A 22,435-nucleotide genomic window follows, 5' to 3' on the forward strand; every position below is an offset into this window, starting at 1 on the left:
GCAATTCGTTGAAAATAACGAAAAATTTCCCGGAAAGTCAGAAAGACCGCATTTAATCCATTTAATTTGGAACAAAACTTCGAAAACTTCTCGCGAAATTTCGGAATATGCCAGCGGATTTCTCCGCGAGGCTCAAAAGTCATGCCAAAAGGGCGAATCCAGAGGCCAGCTTCGCCACATTTCAGACTAAAGTTGCAGATGATTCTGATGAATGAACCGGCCACTCAGAGCTCGATCAGGTGATCGTCCAGCTCATTGATATTGTCTGCTCCTGCCGGGAAATGTTTCTCCAGCAAAAGCCCGGCCTGACCGATGGCCAGCACGAAACCTTCGGCCACTTGGGCGCGGGAGGCGTGATGGATGAGCGTCGCGACAATTGCATTCCATTCGTCCTGCTCGACACGCGCATGGATGCCCGCATCGGCGATCACCTCGGCATAATGCTCGGCCATCGAGACGAAGAGCAGAATGCCGGTACGGTGCTCCGTAATATGGACATTGCGCGCCAGAAACTGTTGCAGCGCATTGAGATGGGCGCGCTTGTAACGGATGCGGCGCGGCACCAGCATCATGCGGATGGCCGGAAAGAACCACAGCACCAGCATCGCAGTCAGAAACGCCGCCAGCACCGCAAGCCCGAACATGGGCAGGCGGATATCGAACCAGTACCAATGGGCGAGAAAGGCTGCGATCACCGAAGCAATCAGGATGCCGCAGGTCGCAACAAAGCCCGCCGCAAAGAAATAGTCGTCGCTGGAGCGCGCCAGGACCGCATAGATTTCGCCGCTGGTCTCGGTTTCCGCTTTGCGGATGGCCTCGGCAATGCGGGCGTGGTCCTCGGCGCCAATCAGCGTGTGATGCTTCATCCTTGCGTCTCCCTACCAGCTACCCGAGGCGCCGCCGCCACCGGATGAACCGCCACCACCGGAGAAACCACCGCCTCCCCCGCCGGACGACCAGCCACCGCCGCCGCCCCAGCTTCCACCACCCCTGCCGCCAGAGCCGCCGCCGCGATTGTTGTAATCCACGACCATGCCGAGCCACTGATATTTGCCCGGCCCGATCTTGCGTCCGAAAACCGGCGTCAGGATCGCCATGCCGAAACCGCCGAAGAAGATCAGGCACCAGAAGGCAATGAAGACGACAAAGACCCAGTCGACATCATCCGAACTCGACTGCACATTGCGCTTGGCCCGCGCTTCAAGCTCGGCTGCATCGCCGGAAAGCACCGAAAGAATGCCATCCACGCCCTGCACGATACCATTCGAGTAATTGCCGGTACGGAACTCGGGAATGATGGTGCCATTGATGATGACGCTTGAAAGCGCATCGGTCATGACGCCTTCGAGACCATAGCCGACCTCGATCCGCACCTTGCGGTCATTGGGCGCCACCACCAGCAATATGCCGTTGTTTTCCTGTTTCTGCCCGAGCGCCCAGGCACGGAACAGGCGGTTGGAATAGGTTTCTATGTCTTCGCCATTGAGGCTCGGGACCGTCACCACGACCACCTGATCCGACGATTTCGCTTCAAAATCGGCAAGCTTCTGGGTCAGTTGCTGGCGCTCTGCGGGGTCGATGATCCCCGCCGCATCCACCACGCGACCGGTCAAGGCCTGTGCAGGCTTTGGCGCATCCTGTGCAAGGGCCGCCGTGTGCAGCGTCAGCGCTGCGGAAAACAACAGGAAAGCGAGCGCAAGGAGATGTCGCGGCCAGCCCAACCAGCCAAGACCGCGACGATCACGCGAGAGTGCTGCACTCGCCCCGAAACGCATCATGAGACGCGCCGTCAGTTGAAGTTGACTTTAGGCGCGGCCTGACTGCCCGCATCGGCGCTGAAGCTCTGCATCGGCTGTGCATCGCGATACCAGATCCACGTCCAGATCATCGTCGGCATGGTGCGCAGCGCCGTGTTGTAGACGCGAACCGCCTCAATATAGTCGCGACGTGCGACGGCGATGCGGTTTTCGGTGCCTTCAAGCTGCGACTGCAATGCAAGGAAGTTCTGGTTGGCTTTCAGGTCCGGATAGCGCTCGACCACCACCATCAGGCGCGACAATGCGCTTGTCAGATTGGCCTGATTATCCTGAAACTGCTTGAAGAGTTCCGGATTGTTGAGCGTTTCCGGCGTGATCTGCACCTGCGTCGCCTTGGCGCGCGCCTCGATCACGGCCTGCAGGGTTTCCTGTTCGTGTGCGGCATAGCCTTTCACGGTCTCGACCAGATTGGGCACGAGATCGGCGCGGCGCTGGTATTGGTTCTGCACCTCGCCCCAGGCGGCTTTCGCCTTTTCCTCATTGGTCGGGATCGTGTTGAAACCGCATGCCGATAGCAGCGGAACCAGAACAGCGAGACCAAGAGCGATGAAAATACGGCGAAAAGAGAAAGAAGTGGCAACCGTCGCAGCCGACATGGACTTCTCCTGAAAAGAGCGCTTTGCCAAGCGCCGGGAAAACAAATCTGTCACCCGCATATGTGTGTTCACGTGAATGCGAGCCGTCAAATCAACAAGATAGACGAAATCCTCTCGTTTTCCAGTCGATTTGAACAACAAGGTAAAACTGCGAACACCACAGTCCGATTTCAGGCGTGCAATCGGAAAGCACTGCTTTCGACCGCCGCGCAGACAGCGGCAAGCGTCTGGCTGCGCGATAGCCCTTCTGTGGCCAGCACATGCGGCTCAAGCGGACCCAGTGCAGACAATTGCCGGTGAAGTTCTGCAATCGGCCCCGGATCGGTCAGCGTATTGCCGCCCCTCTCGCGGCAACGCCGGATCGCCTCATCGAGAGATGGCCTCAGAACCACATAATGAAGCGGCGCGGCCAGCGTTCGGAACGGCTCGAGAAACCATGGCCCGATTATCCCGTCGACAATGACGAAATAACCGCCGTCGGCATAGGCTTTGGCCACCTTGGTCAACGCATCCATCACGATGGCATTTTGCGCATGGGCTTCCGGCAGGTAGGGCTGGATCGCACCGTTTTTGATGAAGTGCCAGAAATCGTCCGAATGAAGATGAACCTTCGGCGAACCCGGCTGGTTCGCAAGCATCTCGGCAGTTGTGGTTTTACCGGCGCCCGGTGTGCCGGTCAGGATGAGAATTTCACCAGAATGTTCCATGTCGGATTTCGTAGCACAATGATAGCTATCCGTCAGCCGGGTCGTTTCTGACGAGAATGGCTATGCCCAGCCCAACAAAAAAGCGGCGGATTGCTCCGCCGCTTTTTCAAACCATAAAACTGCGCGAAGATTATTCGCTTGCAGCTTCTTCAGCCGGAGCAGCAGCGGCTGCGGCAGCTTCAGCGGCCTTTGCAGCAGCTTCTTCTTCAGCCTGCTTGGCCATGGCCAGACGTTCCTGAGCCTTCTTGCCCGGCTCACCCTTGGTCGGGTTGCTGCGGGTCGGACGCTTTGCAAGACCAGCCTGGTCGAGGAAGCGCAGAACGCGGTCGGTCGGCTGTGCGCCCTGTGCAATCCAATGCTGGATGCGGTCGGCATCGAGCTTCACGCGTTCAGCATCCTTGGCCAGCATCGGGTTCCATGCGCCAACGGTTTCGATGAAGCGGCCGTCGCGCGGGCTGCGGACGTCGGCAACAACGATGTGGTAGTAAGGACGCTTCTTGGAGCCAGCGCGGGCCAGACGAATCTTCAGAGACATTGTTTCTTTCCTTTAGACAATTGCTTCGCCCGAGGATGGCCGGGACAAAACGGGTTAGACTGCTGATGCAGTTGTTATTTTGACGCGCATCTTACCCGAAAACCGTTTCACACTTTTCGGGATGCGCTTTACTTTCCGCCGTGATTTGCGGCGGCATGCTCATGATGCCGAATGACTTCCTTCACGATGAAGTTCAGGAATTTTTCGGCGAAATCGGGATCGAGATGGGCGTCGGTTGCCAGAGCGCGCAGACGTTCCACCTGACGCTTTTCGCGGGCCGGATCAGCCGGTGCGAGGCCGCGTTCAGCCTTGAGTACACCGACAGCCTTGGTGCAGCGAAAACGTTCGGCCAGCATGTGGATCAGCGCAGCATCGATATTGTCGATGGAGGCGCGCAGTGCCAGAAGTTCAGCCGGTGCAGTGTTCTGTTCGTCGCTCATGATGCTCACTTCTTCTTCGGAAGACCGGGAAGGCCGCCACCAAGACCGGGAAGCTTGGGTCCACCCAGGCCGGGCAGTCCACCGCCGGGAAGCCCCGGCATTCCACCCTTGGTCAAGCCCGCTGCTTCCGCCTGCTTGGCAAGCGCTTCAAGCTGCTTCGGGTCCATCTTCGACAGATCCGGCATGCCGCCGAGGCCGCCCATGCCGCCGCCCAGACCGCCAAGGCCCATCTTGCTGGCAAGACCGCCCATCATCTGCTTCATCATTCCGCCCTTGCCCTTGCCCATGACTTTCATCATGTCGGCCATCTGGCGGTGCATCTTGAGAAGCTTGTTGATGTCGGCAGCAGTCGTGCCTGAACCTTTGGCAATGCGCTGCTTGCGGCTGTGCTTGAGAAGGTCGGGATTGGCGCGCTCGGCCTTGGTCATCGAGCCGATGATTGCGAGCTGGCGGTCGAACACCTTGTCGTCGAGACCGGCTGCTGCAGCCTTGTCCTTCATTCCGCCCATGCCGGGCATCATGCCCATGATGCTGCCCATGCCGCCGAGCTTTTTCATCTGGCCGAGCTGATCGGCAAGATCATTGAGATCGAACTTGCCCGACTGCATCTTCTTGGCCATCGCCGCGGCTTTTTCCGCATCGATGTTTTCAGCAGCCTTTTCCACGAGCGAAACAATATCGCCCATGCCGAGAATACGGTCGGCGATGCGCTTGGGATAGAATTCCTCCAGCGCATCCATCTTTTCGCCGGTGGCGATCAGCTTGATCGGCTTGCCGGTGATGGCGCGCATCGAAAGGGCCGCACCACCGCGACCATCGCCGTCCATACGAGTCAGGACGATACCGGTGATGCCGACGCGATCATCAAAATTGCGCGCCAGATTGACGGCATCCTGACCGGTCAGGCTGTCGGCTACGAGCAGGATTTCATGCGGATTGGCGGCCTTGCGGATATCCGCCATTTCCACCATCAGCGGCTCGTCAATATGCGTGCGGCCTGCGGTATCGAGAATGACGACATCGTGCGCGCCGAGCTTTGCAGCCTGTACGGCACGCTTGGCGATTTCGACCGGCGACTGACCGGCAATGATCGGCAGCGTATCGACACCGGTCTGGATGCCAAGCTGGCGAAGCTGTTCCTGTGCAGCCGGACGGCGCGTATCGAGCGACGCCATCAGCACCTTCTTGCGCTGGCGCTCGGTCAGGCGCTTGGCAATCTTGCCGGTGGTGGTCGTCTTACCAGAACCTTGCAGACCGACCATCATGATGACGACAGGTGCAGGCGCATTCAGGTCAATCGCAACGCCTTCGGTCCCAAGCATCTCGACAAGCTCGTCATGGACGATCTTGACGACCATCTGGCCGGGCTTGATGCTTTTCAGGATTTCAGCGCCAACAGCCTTCTCACGAACGCGGTCGGTGAACGAGCGAACCACTTCCAGCGAAACGTCGGCTTCGATCAGCGCACGGCGCACTTCGCGCAGCGCTGCGGTCACGTCGGCTTCAGAAAGAGCGCCGCGTCCGGTAAGGCCGTTCAGGATGGAGCCAAGACGCTCCTGAAGTGATTCAAACATCGGGTTATCCTTATATCCGGGAATAGGCGGGAGGCTTCATCCGGGATAGATCGTCCCGCTTATCTGCCAGTTCAAGAAGCAACCAAAGCGATACAGCACCCGAGGGCGCATCGCGCTGTCGGATGTGGACCTCCGGGATCGCTTTATACCAAATGGGTCCCGGTCGGTGGCTCGCGTTCTGAAGATCGCGGATAGATTGGAGCTGGCTTTAAGGCGATCAGCCCGCAATGTCAAGCAAAAGGCCAGAAACGCACTGAAACCGGCCCAGTTTGTTTTGGGCACATCTTGTTCCGAAAACCGTTTCGCAATTTTCGGGATGCGCTCCAATACAGGGCCGGTTTCTATTTTGTTTTACTGTGCGGCCACATCGGCAAGCGGATCGCCGATGCCCAGCACATAAAGGCCGATCATCAGAAGCGTTCCCGCCAGAACCACATAATAGATCGTGGGAATGATGGTCATGCGCAAGGTCGTGCCTTCACGCCCCAGCAAGCCGACCGTAGCGGAAGCCGCAACCACGTTGTGGATCGCGATCATGTTGCCAGCGGCAGCGCCCACCGACTGACCGGCGACCATCAGCGCACCGGAAATACCAAGCCCTTCCGCCACGCCATACTGGAACTGGCTGAGCATGAGGTTCGATACCGTGTTGGACCCGGCAAGGAACGCACCCAGCGCACCGACAGACGGCGCGAAGAACGGATAGACATTGCCGACTTCCACTGCCACCCAATCAGCAACCATCAGCGGCATGCTGACCAAATCCTTGCCGTTGACGCCAGAATTGATCATGACGCGCACCATCGGCACGGTGAACAGGAGCACGAAGCCCGCGCCCACCAGCGTCTTGGTGCTTTCACCGAAAGCCTTGGCGAACTGCCCGCCATTCATCCGATGCAGGAAGAAGGTGATAACACAGACGATGACCAGAAGACCGCCCGGCAGGAAAAGCGGCGTGAAATCACCACCCACCCCAGTTTCACCCATGATGTCCCTGGCAACGAAAGTGATCGACTTCAGCGCATTGCCAACCGATGGAAACGTGCGGCTGACCACCAGAAAAATCGCCAGCAGAATGTATGGCGTCCACGCCAGAGCAAGCGGGATTTTCTTCGAAGTCAATTCATCGAGCTTAATCTGGACGGTGCCGACCCAGCCTGCAGGCCATTCCGCAGCAGGCGGGAAATCCCAGCTCCGCTTTGGCATGAGAAAACCGCCGCGCGCCGCAAATGTCGCCAGCGCGAGGCCGACCAGACCGCCGATCATGGACGGAAATTCTGCACCGAGGAAAACCGCGCTCAACACATAGGGAATGGTGAACGAGAAAGCCGCAAACAGCGCAAACGGCAGAATGGCAAGCCCTTCGGTCCAGGAGCGGTTGCGCCCGAAGAAACGGGTCATGATGACCACCAGGAACAACGGCATGAACGTGCCGCAGATTGCGTGCAGGATGGCCACTTCCGATGTGATGATGTGAAAGAACTGTTCCCAGCTCGACCCGGCGCCCTGCAATTGCGCCGTCAGCGCCTCGCGGTTGAGACCTGACTGGACACCGACGATGAGTGGCGTGCCGACGGCACCGAACGATACCGGCGTGGACTGGATGATCAGTCCGAAAGTTACAGCGGCAAGGGCCGGAAATCCGACAGCCACCATCAGCGGCGCCACGACGGCGGCAGGCGTGCCGAAACCCGATGCGCCTTCGATGAACGAACCAAACAGCCAGGCAATCAGAAACACCTGAATGCGGCGGTCCGGGCTGATCTGGGCAAAGCCGGAACGGATCGCAGAAATGCCGCCCGAATATTTCAGTGTGTTGAGAAGCAGAATCGCTCCGAAAATAATCCAGAGCAGACCTGCCGTCTGGATCAGCCCCTGAATGGTCGAGGCAATGACCCGGTTTCCGCTCATGCCCCAGATCGCCATGGCGATCACCACAGTCAGCACATAGGTCACCGGCATCGCGATGCGGGCCTGAATACGAAATCCAACCAGCATGACGCCGGCTACAAGAATTGGCAAAAACGCAAATAGCGCAAGAAATCCGTACGACATGGGCGTCCTCCCCGTCAATGTCGCGAATGTTGAAGCTCAACTATGCAATGGTGGTAAAGTTTTTTTACCAGTACACATGCAAGCAATAGATATGAAAGCCACAGCTTCCAAGCGAAAAATTTCACTCGCCGTTTGGCAGCCAACAAAAGCTTGCTGTTTTTGTGCAAAAATGCTTGTAAACGCGGCATTCCGCACCTGTCTCTGCACGCTTTGCCGTTGCCGCATGACATTTGGTGTAAGGAATGGCAAATTCGCGTTGAGGTCGAATCACTCCAAAGGAGAAACGAATGGCATTGGTTGCCAAGGGCCGGTCTTGGACCGCAGCAGCAGTTCTTGCAATGGGCATGATGACGGGAACAGGCATTGCCGAGGCTGCCCAGTGCGGCAATAACGCCGCCGGCTATAATGCCTGGCTCCAGCAGACCCTTAAGGAAGCGCCGTCGCGCGGCGTTGGCAAGGCAGGCCTCAATGCGCTGGCCGGCACCAAATATGCGCAGGCTACCATCAATGCCGACCGCAATCAGAAGAGCTTCAAGCTCTCCTTCGAAGATTTCATGAAGAAGCGCGGCGCAGATACGATCATCAAGCGTGGTCGCGCGCAGAAGCAGCAGAACGCAGCTCTCTTCGCGGCAATCGAAAAGCGCTACGGCGTTCCAGCCGGTCCGCTGATCGCGATCTGGGGCATGGAAACCGGTTTCGGCTCCTATCTCGGCAAGCAGCACACGGTATCCGCCGTTGCAACGCTGGCCTATGACTGCCGCCGTTCCGACTACTTCACCGGCCAACTCTATGCCGCTCTCAAGCTCGTCGATCAGGGCGATCTCAGCCCGCAGGCTGTCGGCGCGATGCACGGTGAAGTCGGCCAGACCCAGTTCATGCCGGCAAACGTCCTGAAGTATGGTGTCAGCGGTTCGGGCAGCGCCCATTTCGACCTGCGCAACAAGGCGGACGCGCTCTATTCGACCGCGAACTTCCTCGTCGGCCATGGCTGGCAGCGCGGCGCAGGCTATCAGCCGGGCGAACCGAACTACGGCGCGATCCAGGGCTGGAATGCTGCACAGGTTTACCAGCGCGCCATCGCCGTCATGGGCAAGGCCATCGACGGCAAGTAAGGGCAGAAGGCTGAAATCGCAATTTCGCTTTGAAATTGCCGCAGAAAAGCTTCAAGCTTCACAGAATAGCCCCAAAGTTTGGGGCTATTTTTGTATATTTTGTTGCGAATTTTCGCATTTTGAAGACAAAAACGCCGATTTCAGCGGTCCAAAATATGGCAAAACGGCCCCTTTCGATCTGAGAGGAGCCGTTTCAGGAAGCGTTTTCTGAAAGCTTGATCAGGCCGGGTCGGGCCGCGTGAAATCACCCGTCTGGTGATCCATTACCCACAGCTCGCCGGTCGAAATATCGAACCATGCGCCATGCAGGGTAAGCTTACCCTTCTTCTCCAGAATATCGACGCAAGGAAATGTGCGCAGATTGTTGATGGAGTAGCGGATCGAGATACGCTCCAGCGCAGTCTGGCGTTCGCTCTGCGTCATGAGCTGATTGCCGCTGATGGCTTCGGCGGCAGGCGCGATGAGGCTCATCCACTTGCCGATGAAGTCGCCTGGCGAAAGCGGTGCGCTTTCGGTGTCCAGCGCAGCCTTGATGCCGCCGCAACGGCCATGGCCCATGACGACGATGTTCTTCACCTTGAGGCTCTGAACCGCAAATTCCAGTGCTGCCGAAGCGGCATGATATTCGCCATCGGGTTCGTAGGGCGGGATGAGATTGGCAACATTGCGCAGAACGAAGATTTCGCCGGGCGCCGTGTTGAAGATGGTTTCGGGAGCCGCACGGGAATCACAACAAGCAATAACCAGCGTTTCCGGCGATTGTCCCTTGTCGGCCAAATGGCGATATCGTGAGGTTTCGTGGGTAAAATGCTCGCGCATGAAGGTTCGATAACCGGCGAGAAGTGAGTCTGGAAGATCAACCATATTTTTCCAATATCCCTATCGAAAACCGAGATCAATCGAAATGCACTGAAGCGGCTGCGTCCAATTGGACGCATGATCCCGTTCACTTTTCATGCAAGCTTCTCAAGCCCATATCGCCATGCGAAGACCGAAAGCGTCGCGTTCGACGTGGTCGGGATGCGGACGCGCTTCACCGCGCGCATGACGACCAGCCACGAGATACATGGCGCAGGCGTCGAGAAAGTCATCCTCCTTCGCTCCGCGCGGAACAGGACTTTTCAAAAAATTCTCCGGCAATCCGCAGCGCTGCAGCAAAGCCCGGCGCTCGGCCATGCCTTCCGGGTTCACCCGGCTTTTGATCTTTTTCGGCAGGGACATGGCCTTCATGCCATTCAAAGCCGTAAAAGCCAGTTCGGGATGCGATTCGATAATGCGTGTCGCCAGCCCCGCATCAGCGCGCAACAATTCATCAATCTCGCAAATTTTCGGGAACAGCCCGAAAGCCTGTCGGGAAACCTTGCGTGGCGGATCGGTTCGTTCCAGCGACAAGGAACAGCTCTCACGATAATCGCGGGCATAGACGGCAGCACGCGGCGGAATGGAAAAGACACTCGACTGCCTTTCGCCAAGATGAGCCCGTGCGGCCCGCTCCGCAGAACGACCGCCCTTTTCCGGCAGTCCGATCGGCATGTCGACGGCAATGACCGCGCTCTGCGAAAGCGACGCCACCAGGCCGGAGAAACTGCCGAACACTTCGGCTCGCAAGCTGCCGCCATCCCCGATCACGGCGATCCAACCGCCGGGGCAGCCATCAACACCAGCGAGCGCGTCGGCGGTCTGCGTCAAGCGCGGAGCCCCTTGGTCGGATGCATCAGCCGCCGCGTCTGCACCATGGCCATCGGCGTGGCAAGGCTCGACGCATCGGCCTCCAGCATCAGCTCATCCGCCCCGCGCTTTGCCGAACGCGCCATGATCTCGAACACTGCCGCAGTCGTGCTTTGCAGCATCTTTTCCTCTGCCATGCCAGACAGGCGACGCGCCAGAAACACGGCAGAGGTCAGATCGCCGAGACCGTTGGTCGGCCCATCGACACGGCGATGTTCGGCCATCAGCGCCATGGTCGGCGTGAGTAGAATATTGCCGATGCTGCCGCTCATCAGCGGAAAGGCCGAAGTGACCAGCATGGTTGCCGGACCGGCTTCCAATGCGGCCTCCATCAAGGCGGTATTGTCTTCCAGCGGAACGCCGGTCAGCCATGAAAGCTCGAAACGATTGGGTGTCGCGATATCGGCAAGCGGCAGAAGCTTGTCGCGAATGCCCATGGCGGTTGCTTCGGGCACATAAAGCCCCTTTTCATCGCCGATGACCGGATCGCACAGATAGACCGCCCCCGGATTTTTCACCTTCACGGCTTTGACCAGTTCGGCAACGGCTGCCGCCTGCTCGGGATGCCCGAGATAGCCGGTCAGAACAGCGCCCACTTCGCCAAGCCACGGTGCACGCTGAAGATCCTGCATCAGGCGCGAAAACTCTTCCGCCGGTGGCACGATACGCCCAGCAGGCCCATGGCCCGGATGCCAGGGCAGCACCACGGTCGGCACGGCCCAGACAGGAAAACCCAGCGTTTCCAATGCGAATACGGCGGCTCGATTGCCAACCGATCCGCGCACGACATGGCTTGAGATGACAATAACGGTTGTCGCATCCGAAGGCGCAGAAAGCGTCATTGGGTACCTAGCTTTGCATGAGATAGAAAATGAGCCAGACGATGATCGCCAGCGTGATGAGGAAGCCGAGCCCGCGCCCGACACGCGTGGCCCAGAGCTCGATGGGATCATTTTCGGGAGCATCGGCGGCAGCCAGATGGTGCGCAGTACGGGAAAACCCACGCCGCACGATGCCTTCCGCACCGGTCTGCTCGCGTTCGAGCCTGTCGAGAATACGCCGGGCCTCTTCCTGACGCTCGCGTCCCGGCCCGCCGCCTTCCCCTATGCCCGCCTGCTGGCGCTCGCCCATGCTCTGCCTGCCCTTTGCAATGACCCAGTGTGGTGGCTTTGAATCCGAAATTCGTTCGCAACCCCGCTCCAGAGTGATACGAATTTCGGATTCGCCACACTAGTTTCCAACAGAAGAAACAGGCACAGCATCACGCTCAAGGCGCAGTTCTGCAAGCAGTTTATTGCAGTCTTATACCAGGGCACTGAGATGCTAACGCATCACGCCCTGAAAATGCTCAGTCGCCGCACAGGCTTAACCAAAACTCGATGAGTCAAACTCATCGAGTTTTGGTATTATGCGAGCTTTATGATGAGCTTTCCGAAATTGCCGCCTTCCAGCAGGGAAATGAAAGCTTTCGGCGCATTTTCCAATCCATCGACAATGTCTTCGCGATAGCGCACCTGACCATCGGCAATCCACTCCACCATGTCATGGTAAAAGGCTGGCCTCTGATCGGCAAAATCGCGCTGGATAAAGCCGCGAATGGTCAGGCTTTTCGACAGAATATCCCGCATTACCAGCGGCAGCCGGTCAGGCCCGTCGAACGGTCCGCTCTGATTATACTGCGCGATCAGTCCGCAGACCGGAACACGTGCAAACTGGTTCAACAGCGGAAACACAGCATCGAAAACCTTGCCGCCGACATTTTCAAAATAAACGTCGATGCCCTTCGGGCAGGCCGCAGCCAGTTCCTGCGCGAAATTCTTGCTGTGGTGGTCAATCGCCACATCGAAACCGAATTCATCAATCAACGCCTTGCATTTATCGGCTCCGCCGGCAATGCCGATGGCGCGCGCGCCCTTCATCCGGGCAATCTGCCCGACGGCAGAACCGACCGGACCGGTTGCCGCCGCAACCACGACAGTCTCGCCCGGTTTCGGCTGGCCTATGGTGAGGAGGCCGGAATAGGCGGTAAAGCCCGGCATGCCGAGAACACCAAGCGCCGTCGTTACAGGAGCTTCCTTCGGGTCGAGCTTGCGCAAGGTCGATGCATCGGCAACCGCATAATCCTGCCAGCCCGAATGGGAAAGCACAAAGTCGCCCGGCGCAAAGCCCGCGCTCCTGCTTTCAACGACTTCGCCTACCGTGCCGCCCTCCATCACGTCTCCGATTGCCACCGGCGCGGCATAGGATTTGGCCGCGCTCATACGCCCGCGCATATAGGGATCGAGCGACAGATAGTGCAGTCTCAGGAGAACCTCGCCGTCACCGGGGCCCGGAATCGCCGCTTCCTCCAGCCGGAAGTTTTCTGCGGTCGGCCGACCTTCCGGGCGCGATGCCAGCACGATACGGCGATTGATCTTTTCGCTCATGAACGGAACTCCTGAAACAGAGAAGAAGACGATAGAATTGTAAGCTAGGGCGCGATGCGAAAAAGTTGACCTCTTAGAGCCTGAATCAAAAAGCGGCAGGCCGTGGCGAAAATGGTGATTTTCGAGTACCGGAGCGCAATGTACTGAACGTACATGAGCACCGGAACGCAGGAAATTGCCATTTGCAGACCGGCATGGCGACTTTTGGAACAGGCTCTTACAATCGAGATCAAGCTATACGTCTGTTGTGGGCATCTGACTTGGAAATCTATTCTAAAGCTGGCGATTTTGCGCCACGCATCATCCTTTTTTGCAGCCAGCCTTGGGACAAACGGCATGAGTAAGGACAGACTTTTTCTCTTGAAACCGGGTTTTGAAGATCCGGCTTATCCCGGCCAGCTTTTCTATTGCTGGCATTGCGCCCTCATCGAGGGTGTTCTGGCTTCCTTTCCGGCACTGGGAGACCGGCTGGATATAGAGCGCGTTGACTGGCAGCGTCCGCGCAAGGCCGTCATAGAGCTGGCAGGCGAAGACAACCAAAACCTGCCCTTGCTCATATTGAAGAATGGCGACCGGTCCCCGTTCGAGACCGGGAGGCATGAAGAGCGTTCGCTGATCGGCGACCCGCACAAGATACTGGCCACCCTTGCGGAGCGGCACGGCTTTCCGCTGCCGCATCCCTGAAAACCTGCCCTTTCGACAAGCTCAGGATAAGGTTGGGCAATAGCGAATTGCCATCACCTCGTCCTTCGAGACGGCGCTTCGCGCCTCCTCAGGATGAGGTGCCAGACGTCGCGCCTGCTTCATTGTCGATAATGACCAACTCTGCGCCGTCATCGACGGCTGGATACAAATAAAAACCCCGCCACAAGGGCGGGGTTTCGCTTGGGGGACAGTAAGGCTGCCTATTACTTCATCGTCGGGATGACGAATTCGGCACCGTCTTTGACGCCATGCCGCGCGCCCGCAGCAAAGCGAGGACGTGCAAGCAAGAAAGCGTCTGGCGTTACTTCATCGTCGGGATGACGAATTCCGCACCATCCTTGACGCCAGACGGCCAGCGCGAGGTGACGGTCTTGGTCTTGGTGTAGAAACGGAATGCATCCGGGCCGTGCTGGTTGAGATCGCCGAAGCCGGAAGCCTTCCAGCCACCGAAGGTGTAATAAGCGATCGGAACCGGGATCGGCACATTGATGCCGACCATGCCGACCTGCACGCGGCTGGCGAAATCGCGGGCTGCATCACCGTCACGGGTGAAGATCGCAACGCCGTTGCCATATTCATGATCATTCGGCAGAGCCAGCGCTTCCTCGTAGTTCTTGGCACGTACGACCGAGAGAACCGGACCGAAGATTTCTTCCTTGTAGATGCGCATGTCCTTGGTCACGTTGTCGAACAGGCAGCCACCCATGTAGAAGCCATCTTCATAGCCCTGCATCTTGAAGTTGCGGCCATCGACGACCAGCTTCGCACCTTCTTCAACACCCAGATCCACATAGCCGCGCACGCGGTCGAGTGCAGCCTTGGTGACCAGCGGGCCGTAATCGGCGGAATTGTCGGTGGAGGTGCCGATCTTCAGCGATTCAACACGTGGAATGAGCTTTTCCATCAGACGATTGGCAGTGTCTTCACCGACCGGAACCGCAACCGAGATCGCCATGCAGCGTTCGCCAGCCGAACCGTAGCCCGCGCCGATCAGCGCATCGACGGTCTGGTCCATGTCGGCATCCGGCATGATGAGAAGGTGGTTCTTCGCACCGCCGAAGCACTGCACGCGCTTGCCGTTCGAGCAGCCGCGGCCATAGATGTACTGGGCAATCGGCGTGGAGCCGACAAAGCCGATGGCCTGGACGTCAGGATCGTCGAGCAGCGCATCGACCGATTCCTTGTCGCCATTGACGACGTTGAAAATGCCTGCCGGAAGACCGGCTTCCATGAACAGTTCGGCAAGGCGCATCGGTACGCCCGGATCGCGTTCGGACGGCTTCAGGATGAAGGCATTGCCGCAGGCAATCGCCGGACCGGCCTTCCAGAGCGGGATCATGGCCGGGAAGTTGAATGGCGTAATGCCTGCAACGACGCCGAGCGGCTGGCGCATCGAATAGGTGTCGATGTTCGTACCGGCGTTATCGGTGAACTCACCTTTCAGCATGTGAGCCGCACCGAGGCAGACTTCCACCACTTCGAGGCCGCGCTGGATGTCGCCCTTGGCGTCGGCAATGGTCTTGCCGTGTTCGCGGGCCAGCAATTCGGCCAGGCTGTCATATTCAGCTTCGACGAGTTCGATGAACTTGCGCAGGATGCGGACGCGGCGCTGCGGGTTGGTCGCTGCCCAGGCTGGCTGTGCCGCCTTGGCGTTTTCGACCGCCGCGCGCACTTCTTCCTTGGTGGCGAGCGCCACCTTGCCCTGCACCGAGCCGTCGAGCGGCTGGAAAACGTCCGCCGTGCGGCCGCTCTTGCCTGCCACATGCTTGCCGCCGATGAAATGTCCGATATTGCGCATCGAAGAACCTCCCTGATGATCGCTTTGAGGAGCCACGCGGCTCCCATCGTTGACATTATCTTGACTCTGCAAATTCGTGATTGCAAGGCGATGAAAAGCGTATCCGTTGTGCAAATTTTATAGTAATTGGAAACATGATCCCGAAAAGTGTGAAACGGTTTTCGGACAAGATCATGTTCAAGCAAAAGACCATGATCCTGAAAAGTGCGGAGCGGCTTTCGGGCAAGATCATGCATGGATAGAGAACATCATGAACTGGGACGATATTCGGATTTTTCTCGCTGTTGCGCGCTCTGGCCAGATTCTGGGCGCGGCCAAAAGGCTCGGCCTGAACCACACCACGGTTGCCAGACGGCTCACCGCGCTTGAAACGGCGCTGTCCACCACGCTTTTGACCCGCCGCACCAACGGTTCGACGCTGACACAGGCAGGCGAAGAGTTTCTGCTTGCCGCCGAACGCATGGAAGCCGAAATGCTTTCCGCCCGCTCGCATGTCGGCAATGCGGATATTGCGGTATCCGGCACGGTGCGTATCGGGGCGCCAGACGGGTTCGGCGTGAATTTCCTGGCGCCCCGGCTGGCGCGGCTGACACAGAAATATCCAGACCTGACCATCCAGCTTGTGCCGGTGCCGCGCTCGTTTTCGCTGTCACGCCGCGAAGCCGATATCGCGATTACGGTCGAACGTCCGGAACAAGGCAGGCTGATCGCGCGCAGGCTCGTCGATTATACGCTTGGTCTCTATGCGCATCGCAGCTATCTGGAGGCGAACGGCACGCCGGAAAACACCGACGATCTCGCCCGGCACCGGCTCATCGGCTATGTGGAAGATCTCGTCATCAACCCGTCGCTGGCCTATGCGCCGGAAATCAGCCGCGACTGGAAACCGGCCTTCGAAGTGTCGAGCGCGCTTGGGCAGGTCGAGGCCGTGCGGGCTGGTGCAGGCATCGGCATATTGCACGCCTTCATCGCCCGCGCCGATCCCGATCTCGTGCCCATTCTGCCGGACCAGGTGATCCGCCGCGCCTACTGGCTCGCTTATCACGAATCCGCCCGCACATTGCGGCGCGTCACCGCCATATCGGCGCTGATTTCTGAACTGGTGGAAAGCGAGAAATCGCTCTTCAATTAAGCCGCATATAGGCAACCATGACGCCGACGATCATCGCAGCCGGAACGAACAAGGCGTCGAGGCCGATGAAATAGTGACCGAGACCGCCGCCGACAGCGCCCAGCATCAGGGACAGCCAGACCGCCACATGCTGCAGCCAGCGCCATTTCGGCGTTTCACCGCGCAGCGAACAGGCAAGATCGGCGGCAGCGTTGAAAAGCGTGCCGGTCACATAGGTCACGCCGAGACGCGCAGCCCCGATAGGCTGCACCGCAGCATTCTGCGCGCCCATGGCTGCGGCAAGCAGCAGCACCGGCTGGACCAGCAATGCACCCTCGCGCCGCAGCACGCCGACCAGCAGCAGGATCGCCACCACGCTCGCCATCACATAGAGACTGCCCCATCGCCCGTAAGCGCGCACTGCAAGCGTGCCGAAGAAGGCGCCGGAAAAGAACAGCACGATCAGGATCGCGGGAAACCAGACCAGCACTTCGCCCTGCACGCCGGGCTGTCCCGCGAGTGCAACACCAAGCTGCGTGGTGTTGCCGCTCATGAAGGATGCGAAGAAACCGCCCAGTTGCAGGAAAGCAATCGCATCGACGAAACCGGCTGATGCAGTGAGAACAAGACCGAGCGAAAGTTTGGAATTCGGTGTCATGGGATTGAACTTGGGAATGCAGAAACCCGGCTTGCGGGAAGCCGGGCCTGTTCAGAGGAATATTTACAAGTCAGGCGCGTTTGACGATGCGCAGGATAATCAGGAGGATGGCCGCGCCGATAAAGGCGTTGACGATCGAGGCAATCATCCCTCCACCAACGGAAAATCCGAGACGCGGCAGCAACCAGCCTGCAAAGAATGCGCCGATCACGCCGACGATGATATTGCCGATCAGGCCGAAACCGCCACCCTGCACGACCTTGCCCGCCAGCCAACCGGCGATAAGACCGACGAAAAGAAATACGAGAAGACTTCCAACATCCATGCGTTTTTCTCCCTCTCAAAACGCAACCATCCGGTGCGCCTGAAGCGAGTTGACTATATGTTGAGCGACGGCACAAGGGGGTGCCAGCGCCTCCCCCGTTAAATCAGGCTACCAGATGCCGGAAAGCCGCGACAACTTCCTCGTAAACCTTGCGCTTGAAGGGAACGATCAGTTCCGGCAGCTCGACCATCGGCTTCCATTCCCAGCGGTCGAACTCGGCGGTGTGTCCGCCGGGCGGCGGGTTGATGGCGATTTCGCTCTCGTCGCCCTCGAAACGATAGGCAAACCACTTCTGCGTCTGGCCGCGATACTTGCCCTTGAGCGCCTGGCCGACCAGATGCGGCGGCAGGTCGTAATTGATCCAGTCCGACGCTTCCTCAAGCAGCGAAACCGACTTCATGCCGGTTTCCTCGTAAAGTTCGCGGATAGCCGCCTCGAGCGGCTCCTCGCCCTTGTCGATACCGCCCTGCGGCATCTGCCAGAGCAGGGTCGCGCCATCCATCTCGTCGCCCGGAATGACGATACGACGGCCAGCCCAGACCAGACCGGCCTTGTTCAGCACCATCAGTCCAACACAGGGGCGATAAGGCAGGCTTTCAGGATCGACAGGACCTTTGTGCTTCGACATGACATTCTCCATGATATGCAAACTTATAGCATTTCCAGCAAAAGTGCGAAGCGGTTTTGTGTAGGATAATGCGTAAAAACAAAGAGATAGAGTATTTCCAACGATTCAGTTCAAACTGGAAATACTCTACTGCCGTTCGGGATCGCGGACCAGCGCCGAAACCGGCACGATTTCAATGCCGCGCTTCTTGACCTCATTGGCCCATTGGGCAACTGCATCGACGGTCACCGCAAAGGCCGAGCCGGTGCCGATGGCGCTGCCATTGGCGCGCGCGGTCCGCTCCAGTTCATCGAGACGATCGAGGATCGCACCGCGCTCCTGCGCTGCATCGATCAGAATATCCGCCGCCGCGAAAGGCACCGCATCGCTTCCCGCAATCCGGTCAGCCTGACTGCGCGCCGAGGTGCCGTCATCGAGATAATAAAGGCCGCGCTTTCCGATCTCGCCCAGCACCGGCGAAAAGGCGCCTGCCTCGGATGTAAAACGCGCACCCATATAATTCATCACACCGGCATAATTCGTCATCCGCGACAGCGCCCACAGCAAGGAAGCCTGATTCTTGCTGGCCCCATCATCCACCGTCAGCGTATTGCGACCGGGATTGACGCGCGGATAGTCGAAAGGCTCCATCGGCAATTGCAGCACAAGTTCATGACCGTTTTGCCGGGCCGCCTGCATCCAGCGCTGCAAACTGTTGCCCTGCGGCGCAAATCCGAGCGTGACTTCCGGCGGAAGCTTGTCGACCGCCTCCATGCTGCCAGTCTGTGACAGCCCAAGACCACCAATGACGAGTGCAATCCGCGCGCCACGCGCGCCAGACCATCCCGCTGCATAGGCATCCATCGGGCGCAGTCCGTCCGCTCCGCGCACCGGCAGCGGGCCGGTGGGGCTTTGCTCGACCAGCGCCTGTTCCGGCAGATGGGCGACACGCTTATCCTGTCCGGATTGATGCGTATTCTGCACCACGACCACATTGCCTTCCGCCATACCGGTGGTGGCACCTGGCATACCGGGTGGCATGTCCGGCGTGACCTTGATGATGGCAGGCCCCGGCTGTCCGCTTGCCCCGCGCAGCGCACTGCCGGGCGGCGGCGTATTGCCGGTTACGGGCTTGGCTTCAGTCTTGTTGGCGACTGGCGCTTCAATTTGCGTCGGCTCCACGGCGGCGGTTTCGGTTTTGCGAAAGGCCGCCTGATTGCTCTGCCAGATGGCGAACACCGCGCCACCGGCGAGACCAAGTCCACCTAAAATGACGAGGCCTGTCATGAACGAACGAAAAGCGCGGGAGCGTGAGCCCCCGCGCTTTTGCGGTTTCTTATCCAGTCCTAACGGGCTGTTCAGATCCAGCATGGAGCGATCAGTTCAACACGCCCTTCTTCGGATCCGGCGGGAATGCAGCATTGGCCACCTCACCACGCAGGAGCTTGAAGGCTTCGTTGAGCTGGATGTCGTCCTTCGGATCAGCCGGGACATAAGCCGACGAACCGGAGCCATTGTCATCCTCGGCATTGCCCTTGATGTGGCCCTTGAGTTCGGATTCGCCGCGAACGACGTCCTCACCCTTCAGTTCCGGCGGCAAAGGCTGATCGACCTTGATGTCAGGCGTGATGCCCTTGCCCTGGATCGACTTGCCCGACGGCGTGTAATAAAGCGCCGTCGTCAGACGCAGCGAACCGTTTTCGCCAAGCGGAATGATCGTCTGCACCGAGCCCTTGCCGAAGGACTGCGTGCCGAGCACGGTGGCGCGGCGATGATCCTGAAGCGCACCGGCAACGATTTCCGACGCGCTGGCCGAACCGCCATTGATGAGAACGATGACCGGCTTGCCGTCAGTCAGGTCGCCCTTGCGTGCATCGAAGCGGGTCACATCCTGCGGATCGCGACCACGGGTCGAGACGACTTCACCCTTGTCGAGGAAGGCATCGGAAACGGCAACAGCCTGATCAAGCAGACCGCCCGGATTGAGGCGAAGATCCAGCACGAAGCCCTTGAGCTTTTCGGCAGGAATCTTGTCCTGAATATCCTTGATCGCCTTCTTGAGGTCTTCGGATGTCTGTTCGGTGAACGAGATGACGCGCAGATAACCGATGTCATTCTCGACGCGATAGCGGACGGCCTTCACCTTGATGACGGCGCGTGCGATCTTCAGCGTGATCGGCTTGTCGACGCCCTGGCGCTGGATGGTCAGCTCGATAGGCGAACCGATTTCACCGCGCATCTTGTCGACCGCATCGGTCAGCGTCAGCCCGCGAACTTCCTGCCCGTCAATCTTGGTGATGAGATCGCCTGCCAGCACGCCGGCCTTGGAAGCAGGCGTATCGTCAATCGGCGCAATGACCTTCACGAGATCGTTGTCCATCGTCACTTCGATGCCGAGACCGCCGAACTCACCCTTGGTCTGCACGCGCATGTCCTGCGCGGCTTCCGGGTTAAGATAGGAAGAATGGGGATCGAGCGAGGTCAACATGCCGTTGATCGCACTTTCGGTCAGCTTCTTGTCGTCCGGCGGCGTCACATATTGCGCGCGCACCCGTTCGAAAATATCGCCGAAAAGGGCCAGTTCCTTGTAGACATCGCTATCTTTCCCTGCCGCAAAAGCGGTGGAAGCCGGCGCGCCCTGGACCATCACCATGGCTGACGCCCCCAGAAGGGCCCCGGCGAACAGCAGCGATAGTTTACGTATCATTTTCACGTCCTTCCAGAAAGCCGTTCGGTCCACCAAGGGGCGGGATCGACGGGTTTTCCATCCTTTCGAAATTCAATGTAAAGCAATGGCGCACCATTGCCCACCTCTATCGGTGCAACACTTGCCAGAAGTTTTTCTCCCATTGCGCCGACCGGCTCTCCAGCAAGTACAAATTGGCCTTGCGATACGTCGATTCGACCCATGCCAGCCATTACGACATGATATCCATTGCCCGCGTCGAGTATCAAGAGCTGCCCGTAAGAACGGAAAGTGCCCGCATAAAGTATCACGCCATCGGAAGGTGACGTAATCGTGGCAGAAGGCAAGGTTTCGACAATCTGCCCCATCATGCTGCCGCCGACGCCATCCTTGTCGCCGAAGCGGCGCATGGTCTTGCCAGCCGCAGGCAGAGCAAGCTTGCCCTGTAGCGAGGCAAAATCGATATGGGCTCGCAGATGCGTGTCGTCCGGCGTCGATTCACCGGCCTTTTCCCTTGCTGCTGCAAGGCGATCCGCCTCGGCCTTGCGGGCTGCTTCGGCTGCATCGCGCACGCCTGCCATCTGCTTGTCGAGCCCGTCGATAAGGTCTTTCAGGCTGCCTGCCTTGGCCGCCAGTTCTTCCGAACGTGCGCGCTGCGCGTCGATTTCCTGTTCCGATTGCGACTGCAATTTCTTCTTCTCCTCAAGAAGAAGTGATTGCCGTTTCTGCTCTTCGGCCTGAACGGTGCGCGTCGTCTTCAGCTTTTCCTGTTCTTCGGTGATGGAAGCGGTGACCCGCTGCATATCCTTCAGATCGCCGGTCAGTTCTTCCACCTGCTCGCGCATTTCGGGCACGACAGCGCCCAGAAGCACGGCGCTGCGCACCGAAGCAAGCGCATCGTCGGGCCGAACCAGAATGGCGGGCGGCGGGTTCAGCCCCATGCGCTGCAAGGCGGCCAGCACTTCCGCCAGAACGCCGCGCCTTGCGCGCAGCGACGAGCGAATGCCGTCTTCCTGCTCCCGCAGCGAAACCAGCTTGTCGGCAATGTCGGCAATATCCTGCTGCAGCTTCTTGTCGGTCTTGGCCGACTGGATCAGCGCTGCGGTAATGGTGGCCTGGTCCTTTTTGAGCCCGGCCACCTCGTCTTCAAGCTGTTTCAGCTTGTCACCTGTGACGGTGAGTTCGCTGCTGAGCTTTTCATATTCGCTCGCCGCCTGATCGCGCTGCTGCTGCAAGGCTTCCTGCGCAAGAACCGACGGCGCGCAGGCGAACACGCCAGCCAAAACGAGGCCAGCCTGCGCGAAAACAAGCAATCGTGGTCTTTTGAAAAAGCGTACAGGACTCATGCGTGTTCTATCAGGACGAAACAAGGCCAAATTCAGAGCCGAAACTAGCCCGAACCTGTTAACGAACCATCAACCATAAACCCGTCGACTGCAATGCCGAACCCGGCGCCGCCGCTCCTCCAAGCGTCAACCAGATTGGCAACTGCAGTCAGCAGGCCCCTCCGCATCCGTCCCTATGAATCGATCAGGCCGAGTTCTGCTTTTCTGCG

23 protein-coding genes and 1 pseudogene are annotated in these 22,435 nt (G+C 58.8%); 3 read left to right on the forward strand and 21 right to left on the reverse strand.

All coding sequences use genetic code 11. The features are described 5' to 3' along the window. Positions 1-224 precede the first annotated feature (224 nt). From F9K91_RS09025 to F9K91_RS09060, 8 genes are all read right to left on the reverse strand, one after another. Complete coding sequence (locus F9K91_RS09025; RefSeq protein WP_061347954.1) at positions 225-866, reverse strand: TPM domain-containing protein; 642 nt, start codon at positions 864-866, stop codon at positions 225-227. Between the two features lie 12 nt (positions 867-878). Next, positions 879-1,778 (reverse strand): TPM domain-containing protein, encoded by a 900-nt coding sequence (locus F9K91_RS09030; RefSeq protein WP_094514234.1) that lies wholly within the window; start codon positions 1,776-1,778, stop codon positions 879-881. An 11-nt stretch (positions 1,779-1,789) separates the two neighbouring features. After that, positions 1,790-2,413: a LemA family protein gene (locus tag F9K91_RS09035; protein ID WP_010661490.1), complete on the reverse strand. Its 624-nt coding sequence runs from the start codon at positions 2,411-2,413 to the stop codon at positions 1,790-1,792. A 170-nt stretch (positions 2,414-2,583) separates the two neighbouring features. Further along, positions 2,584-3,120, reverse strand: a complete 537-nt coding sequence (locus F9K91_RS09040) for an ATP-binding protein (RefSeq protein WP_151555913.1) — start codon at positions 3,118-3,120, stop codon at positions 2,584-2,586. Positions 3,121-3,250: 130 nt separating this feature from the next. Next, positions 3,251-3,655: a 30S ribosomal protein S16 gene (gene rpsP / locus F9K91_RS09045; RefSeq protein WP_010661492.1), complete on the reverse strand. Its 405-nt coding sequence runs from the start codon at positions 3,653-3,655 to the stop codon at positions 3,251-3,253. 128 nt (positions 3,656-3,783) lie between these two features. After that, on the reverse strand, positions 3,784-4,095 hold the full coding sequence (locus F9K91_RS09050; protein WP_010661493.1) for a chorismate mutase: 312 nt from the start codon (positions 4,093-4,095) through the stop codon (positions 3,784-3,786). Between the two features lie 5 nt (positions 4,096-4,100). After that, entirely contained in the window at positions 4,101-5,669 is a 1,569-nt protein-coding gene (gene ffh, locus F9K91_RS09055) for a signal recognition particle protein (RefSeq protein ID WP_151555914.1), read from the reverse strand. Positions 5,670-6,020: 351 nt separating this feature from the next. Continuing rightward, on the reverse strand, positions 6,021-7,724 hold the full coding sequence (locus tag F9K91_RS09060; RefSeq protein WP_151677652.1) for an L-lactate permease: 1,704 nt from the start codon (positions 7,722-7,724) through the stop codon (positions 6,021-6,023). A gap of 287 nt (positions 7,725-8,011) precedes the next feature. Here F9K91_RS09060 and F9K91_RS09070 point away from each other — a divergent pair, with 287 nt between their 5' ends. After that, complete coding sequence (locus tag F9K91_RS09070) at positions 8,012-8,836, forward strand: lytic murein transglycosylase (RefSeq protein ID WP_061347948.1); 825 nt, start codon at positions 8,012-8,014, stop codon at positions 8,834-8,836. Positions 8,837-9,055: 219 nt separating this feature from the next. Here the strand turns inward: F9K91_RS09070 and F9K91_RS09075 are convergent, their stop codons facing one another. The 6 genes and pseudogenes from F9K91_RS09075 to F9K91_RS09100 all read right to left on the reverse strand — a co-directional run. Further along, a complete protein-coding gene (locus F9K91_RS09075; RefSeq protein WP_151555917.1) occupies positions 9,056-9,700 on the reverse strand; it encodes a carbonic anhydrase in 645 nt (214 codons plus the stop codon). Between the two features lie 102 nt (positions 9,701-9,802). After that, positions 9,803-10,525, reverse strand: a complete 723-nt coding sequence (locus F9K91_RS09080; RefSeq protein WP_151555918.1) for a DUF429 domain-containing protein — start codon at positions 10,523-10,525, stop codon at positions 9,803-9,805. Further along, positions 10,522-11,406: a pyridoxal kinase PdxY gene (gene pdxY, locus F9K91_RS09085; protein WP_151677653.1), complete on the reverse strand. Its 885-nt coding sequence runs from the start codon at positions 11,404-11,406 to the stop codon at positions 10,522-10,524. The genes F9K91_RS09080 and pdxY overlap by 4 nt, the downstream gene beginning before the upstream one ends. 7 nt (positions 11,407-11,413) lie before the next feature. Continuing rightward, a complete protein-coding gene (locus tag F9K91_RS09090) occupies positions 11,414-11,695 on the reverse strand; it encodes a hypothetical protein (RefSeq protein ID WP_061347943.1) in 282 nt (93 codons plus the stop codon). 275 nt (positions 11,696-11,970) lie between these two features. After that, complete coding sequence (locus tag F9K91_RS09095; protein WP_151555920.1) at positions 11,971-12,990, reverse strand: NADP-dependent oxidoreductase; 1,020 nt, start codon at positions 12,988-12,990, stop codon at positions 11,971-11,973. A gap of 71 nt (positions 12,991-13,061) precedes the next feature. Beyond that, positions 13,062-13,172: pseudogene (locus tag F9K91_RS09100) on the reverse strand (flagellar basal body P-ring protein FlgI); the annotation flags it as partial. Positions 13,173-13,326: 154 nt separating this feature from the next. On the opposite strand from F9K91_RS09100, the gene F9K91_RS09105 reads away from it, so the two are divergent. Beyond that, a complete protein-coding gene (locus tag F9K91_RS09105) occupies positions 13,327-13,674 on the forward strand; it encodes a DUF3088 domain-containing protein (RefSeq protein WP_151555921.1) in 348 nt (115 codons plus the stop codon). 322 nt (positions 13,675-13,996) lie between these two features. On the opposite strand, the gene F9K91_RS09110 is transcribed toward F9K91_RS09105, so the two are convergent. Next, a complete protein-coding gene (locus F9K91_RS09110; protein ID WP_151555922.1) occupies positions 13,997-15,493 on the reverse strand; it encodes a CoA-acylating methylmalonate-semialdehyde dehydrogenase in 1,497 nt (498 codons plus the stop codon). Positions 15,494-15,743: 250 nt separating this feature from the next. On the opposite strand from F9K91_RS09110, the gene F9K91_RS09115 reads away from it, so the two are divergent. Continuing rightward, a complete protein-coding gene (locus F9K91_RS09115; protein WP_151652329.1) occupies positions 15,744-16,625 on the forward strand; it encodes a LysR family transcriptional regulator in 882 nt (293 codons plus the stop codon). Here F9K91_RS09115 and F9K91_RS09120 read toward each other — a convergent pair. The 6 genes from F9K91_RS09120 to F9K91_RS09145 all read right to left on the reverse strand — a co-directional run bounded on the left by F9K91_RS09120 (position 16,618) and on the right by F9K91_RS09145 (position 22,226). Then, on the reverse strand, positions 16,618-17,262 hold the full coding sequence (locus F9K91_RS09120; RefSeq protein WP_151652328.1) for a YoaK family protein: 645 nt from the start codon (positions 17,260-17,262) through the stop codon (positions 16,618-16,620). The two genes, F9K91_RS09115 and F9K91_RS09120, sit on opposite strands and share 8 nt — an antisense overlap. A gap of 70 nt (positions 17,263-17,332) precedes the next feature. After that, positions 17,333-17,587: a GlsB/YeaQ/YmgE family stress response membrane protein gene (locus tag F9K91_RS09125; RefSeq protein ID WP_012091232.1), complete on the reverse strand. Its 255-nt coding sequence runs from the start codon at positions 17,585-17,587 to the stop codon at positions 17,333-17,335. 103 nt (positions 17,588-17,690) lie between these two features. Then, entirely contained in the window at positions 17,691-18,215 is a 525-nt protein-coding gene (locus F9K91_RS09130) for an RNA pyrophosphohydrolase (RefSeq protein ID WP_151652327.1), read from the reverse strand. A 126-nt stretch (positions 18,216-18,341) separates the two neighbouring features. Further along, on the reverse strand, positions 18,342-19,565 hold the full coding sequence (locus F9K91_RS09135) for a divergent polysaccharide deacetylase family protein (RefSeq protein ID WP_151652326.1): 1,224 nt from the start codon (positions 19,563-19,565) through the stop codon (positions 18,342-18,344). Positions 19,566-19,572: 7 nt separating this feature from the next. Then, positions 19,573-20,901: a S41 family peptidase gene (locus F9K91_RS09140; RefSeq protein ID WP_151555925.1), complete on the reverse strand. Its 1,329-nt coding sequence runs from the start codon at positions 20,899-20,901 to the stop codon at positions 19,573-19,575. A gap of 2 nt (positions 20,902-20,903) precedes the next feature. Beyond that, positions 20,904-22,226 (reverse strand): murein hydrolase activator EnvC family protein, encoded by a 1,323-nt coding sequence (locus F9K91_RS09145; protein WP_151555926.1) that lies wholly within the window; start codon positions 22,224-22,226, stop codon positions 20,904-20,906. Positions 22,227-22,435 lie beyond the last annotated feature (209 nt).

This window comes from Brucella tritici (assembly GCF_008932295.1).
Lineage (GTDB): Bacteria > Pseudomonadota > Alphaproteobacteria > Rhizobiales > Rhizobiaceae > Brucella > Brucella tritici.

Coding starts and splice junctions, on each gene's coding strand:
- F9K91_RS09035 (WP_010661490.1), bottom strand. CDS start 2,413: ATGTCGGCTGCGACGGTTGCCACTTCTTTCTCTTTTCGCCGTATTTTC.
- F9K91_RS09110 (WP_151555922.1), bottom strand. CDS start 15,493: ATGCGCAATATCGGACATTTCATCGGCGGCAAGCATGTGGCAGGCAAG.
- F9K91_RS09070 (WP_061347948.1), top strand. CDS start 8,012: ATGGCATTGGTTGCCAAGGGCCGGTCTTGGACCGCAGCAGCAGTTCTT.
- ffh (WP_151555914.1), bottom strand. CDS start 5,669: ATGTTTGAATCACTTCAGGAGCGTCTTGGCTCCATCCTGAACGGCCTT.
- F9K91_RS09040 (WP_151555913.1), bottom strand. CDS start 3,120: ATGGAACATTCTGGTGAAATTCTCATCCTGACCGGCACACCGGGCGCC.
- F9K91_RS09130 (WP_151652327.1), bottom strand. CDS start 18,215: ATGTCGAAGCACAAAGGTCCTGTCGATCCTGAAAGCCTGCCTTATCGC.
- F9K91_RS09115 (WP_151652329.1), top strand. CDS start 15,744: ATGAACTGGGACGATATTCGGATTTTTCTCGCTGTTGCGCGCTCTGGC.
- F9K91_RS09060 (WP_151677652.1), bottom strand. CDS start 7,724: ATGTCGTACGGATTTCTTGCGCTATTTGCGTTTTTGCCAATTCTTGTA.
- F9K91_RS09105 (WP_151555921.1), top strand. CDS start 13,327: ATGAGTAAGGACAGACTTTTTCTCTTGAAACCGGGTTTTGAAGATCCG.
- F9K91_RS09095 (WP_151555920.1), bottom strand. CDS start 12,990: ATGAGCGAAAAGATCAATCGCCGTATCGTGCTGGCATCGCGCCCGGAA.
- F9K91_RS09025 (WP_061347954.1), bottom strand. CDS start 866: ATGAAGCATCACACGCTGATTGGCGCCGAGGACCACGCCCGCATTGCC.
- F9K91_RS09125 (WP_012091232.1), bottom strand. CDS start 17,587: ATGGATGTTGGAAGTCTTCTCGTATTTCTTTTCGTCGGTCTTATCGCC.
- F9K91_RS09030 (WP_094514234.1), bottom strand. CDS start 1,778: ATGATGCGTTTCGGGGCGAGTGCAGCACTCTCGCGTGATCGTCGCGGT.
- rpsP (WP_010661492.1), bottom strand. CDS start 3,655: ATGTCTCTGAAGATTCGTCTGGCCCGCGCTGGCTCCAAGAAGCGTCCT.
- F9K91_RS09090 (WP_061347943.1), bottom strand. CDS start 11,695: ATGGGCGAGCGCCAGCAGGCGGGCATAGGGGAAGGCGGCGGGCCGGGA.
- F9K91_RS09135 (WP_151652326.1), bottom strand. CDS start 19,565: ATGCTGGATCTGAACAGCCCGTTAGGACTGGATAAGAAACCGCAAAAG.
- F9K91_RS09140 (WP_151555925.1), bottom strand. CDS start 20,901: ATGATACGTAAACTATCGCTGCTGTTCGCCGGGGCCCTTCTGGGGGCG.
- F9K91_RS09145 (WP_151555926.1), bottom strand. CDS start 22,226: ATGAGTCCTGTACGCTTTTTCAAAAGACCACGATTGCTTGTTTTCGCG.
- pdxY (WP_151677653.1), bottom strand. CDS start 11,406: ATGACGCTTTCTGCGCCTTCGGATGCGACAACCGTTATTGTCATCTCA.
- F9K91_RS09075 (WP_151555917.1), bottom strand. CDS start 9,700: ATGGTTGATCTTCCAGACTCACTTCTCGCCGGTTATCGAACCTTCATG.
- F9K91_RS09050 (WP_010661493.1), bottom strand. CDS start 4,095: ATGAGCGACGAACAGAACACTGCACCGGCTGAACTTCTGGCACTGCGC.
- F9K91_RS09120 (WP_151652328.1), bottom strand. CDS start 17,262: ATGACACCGAATTCCAAACTTTCGCTCGGTCTTGTTCTCACTGCATCA.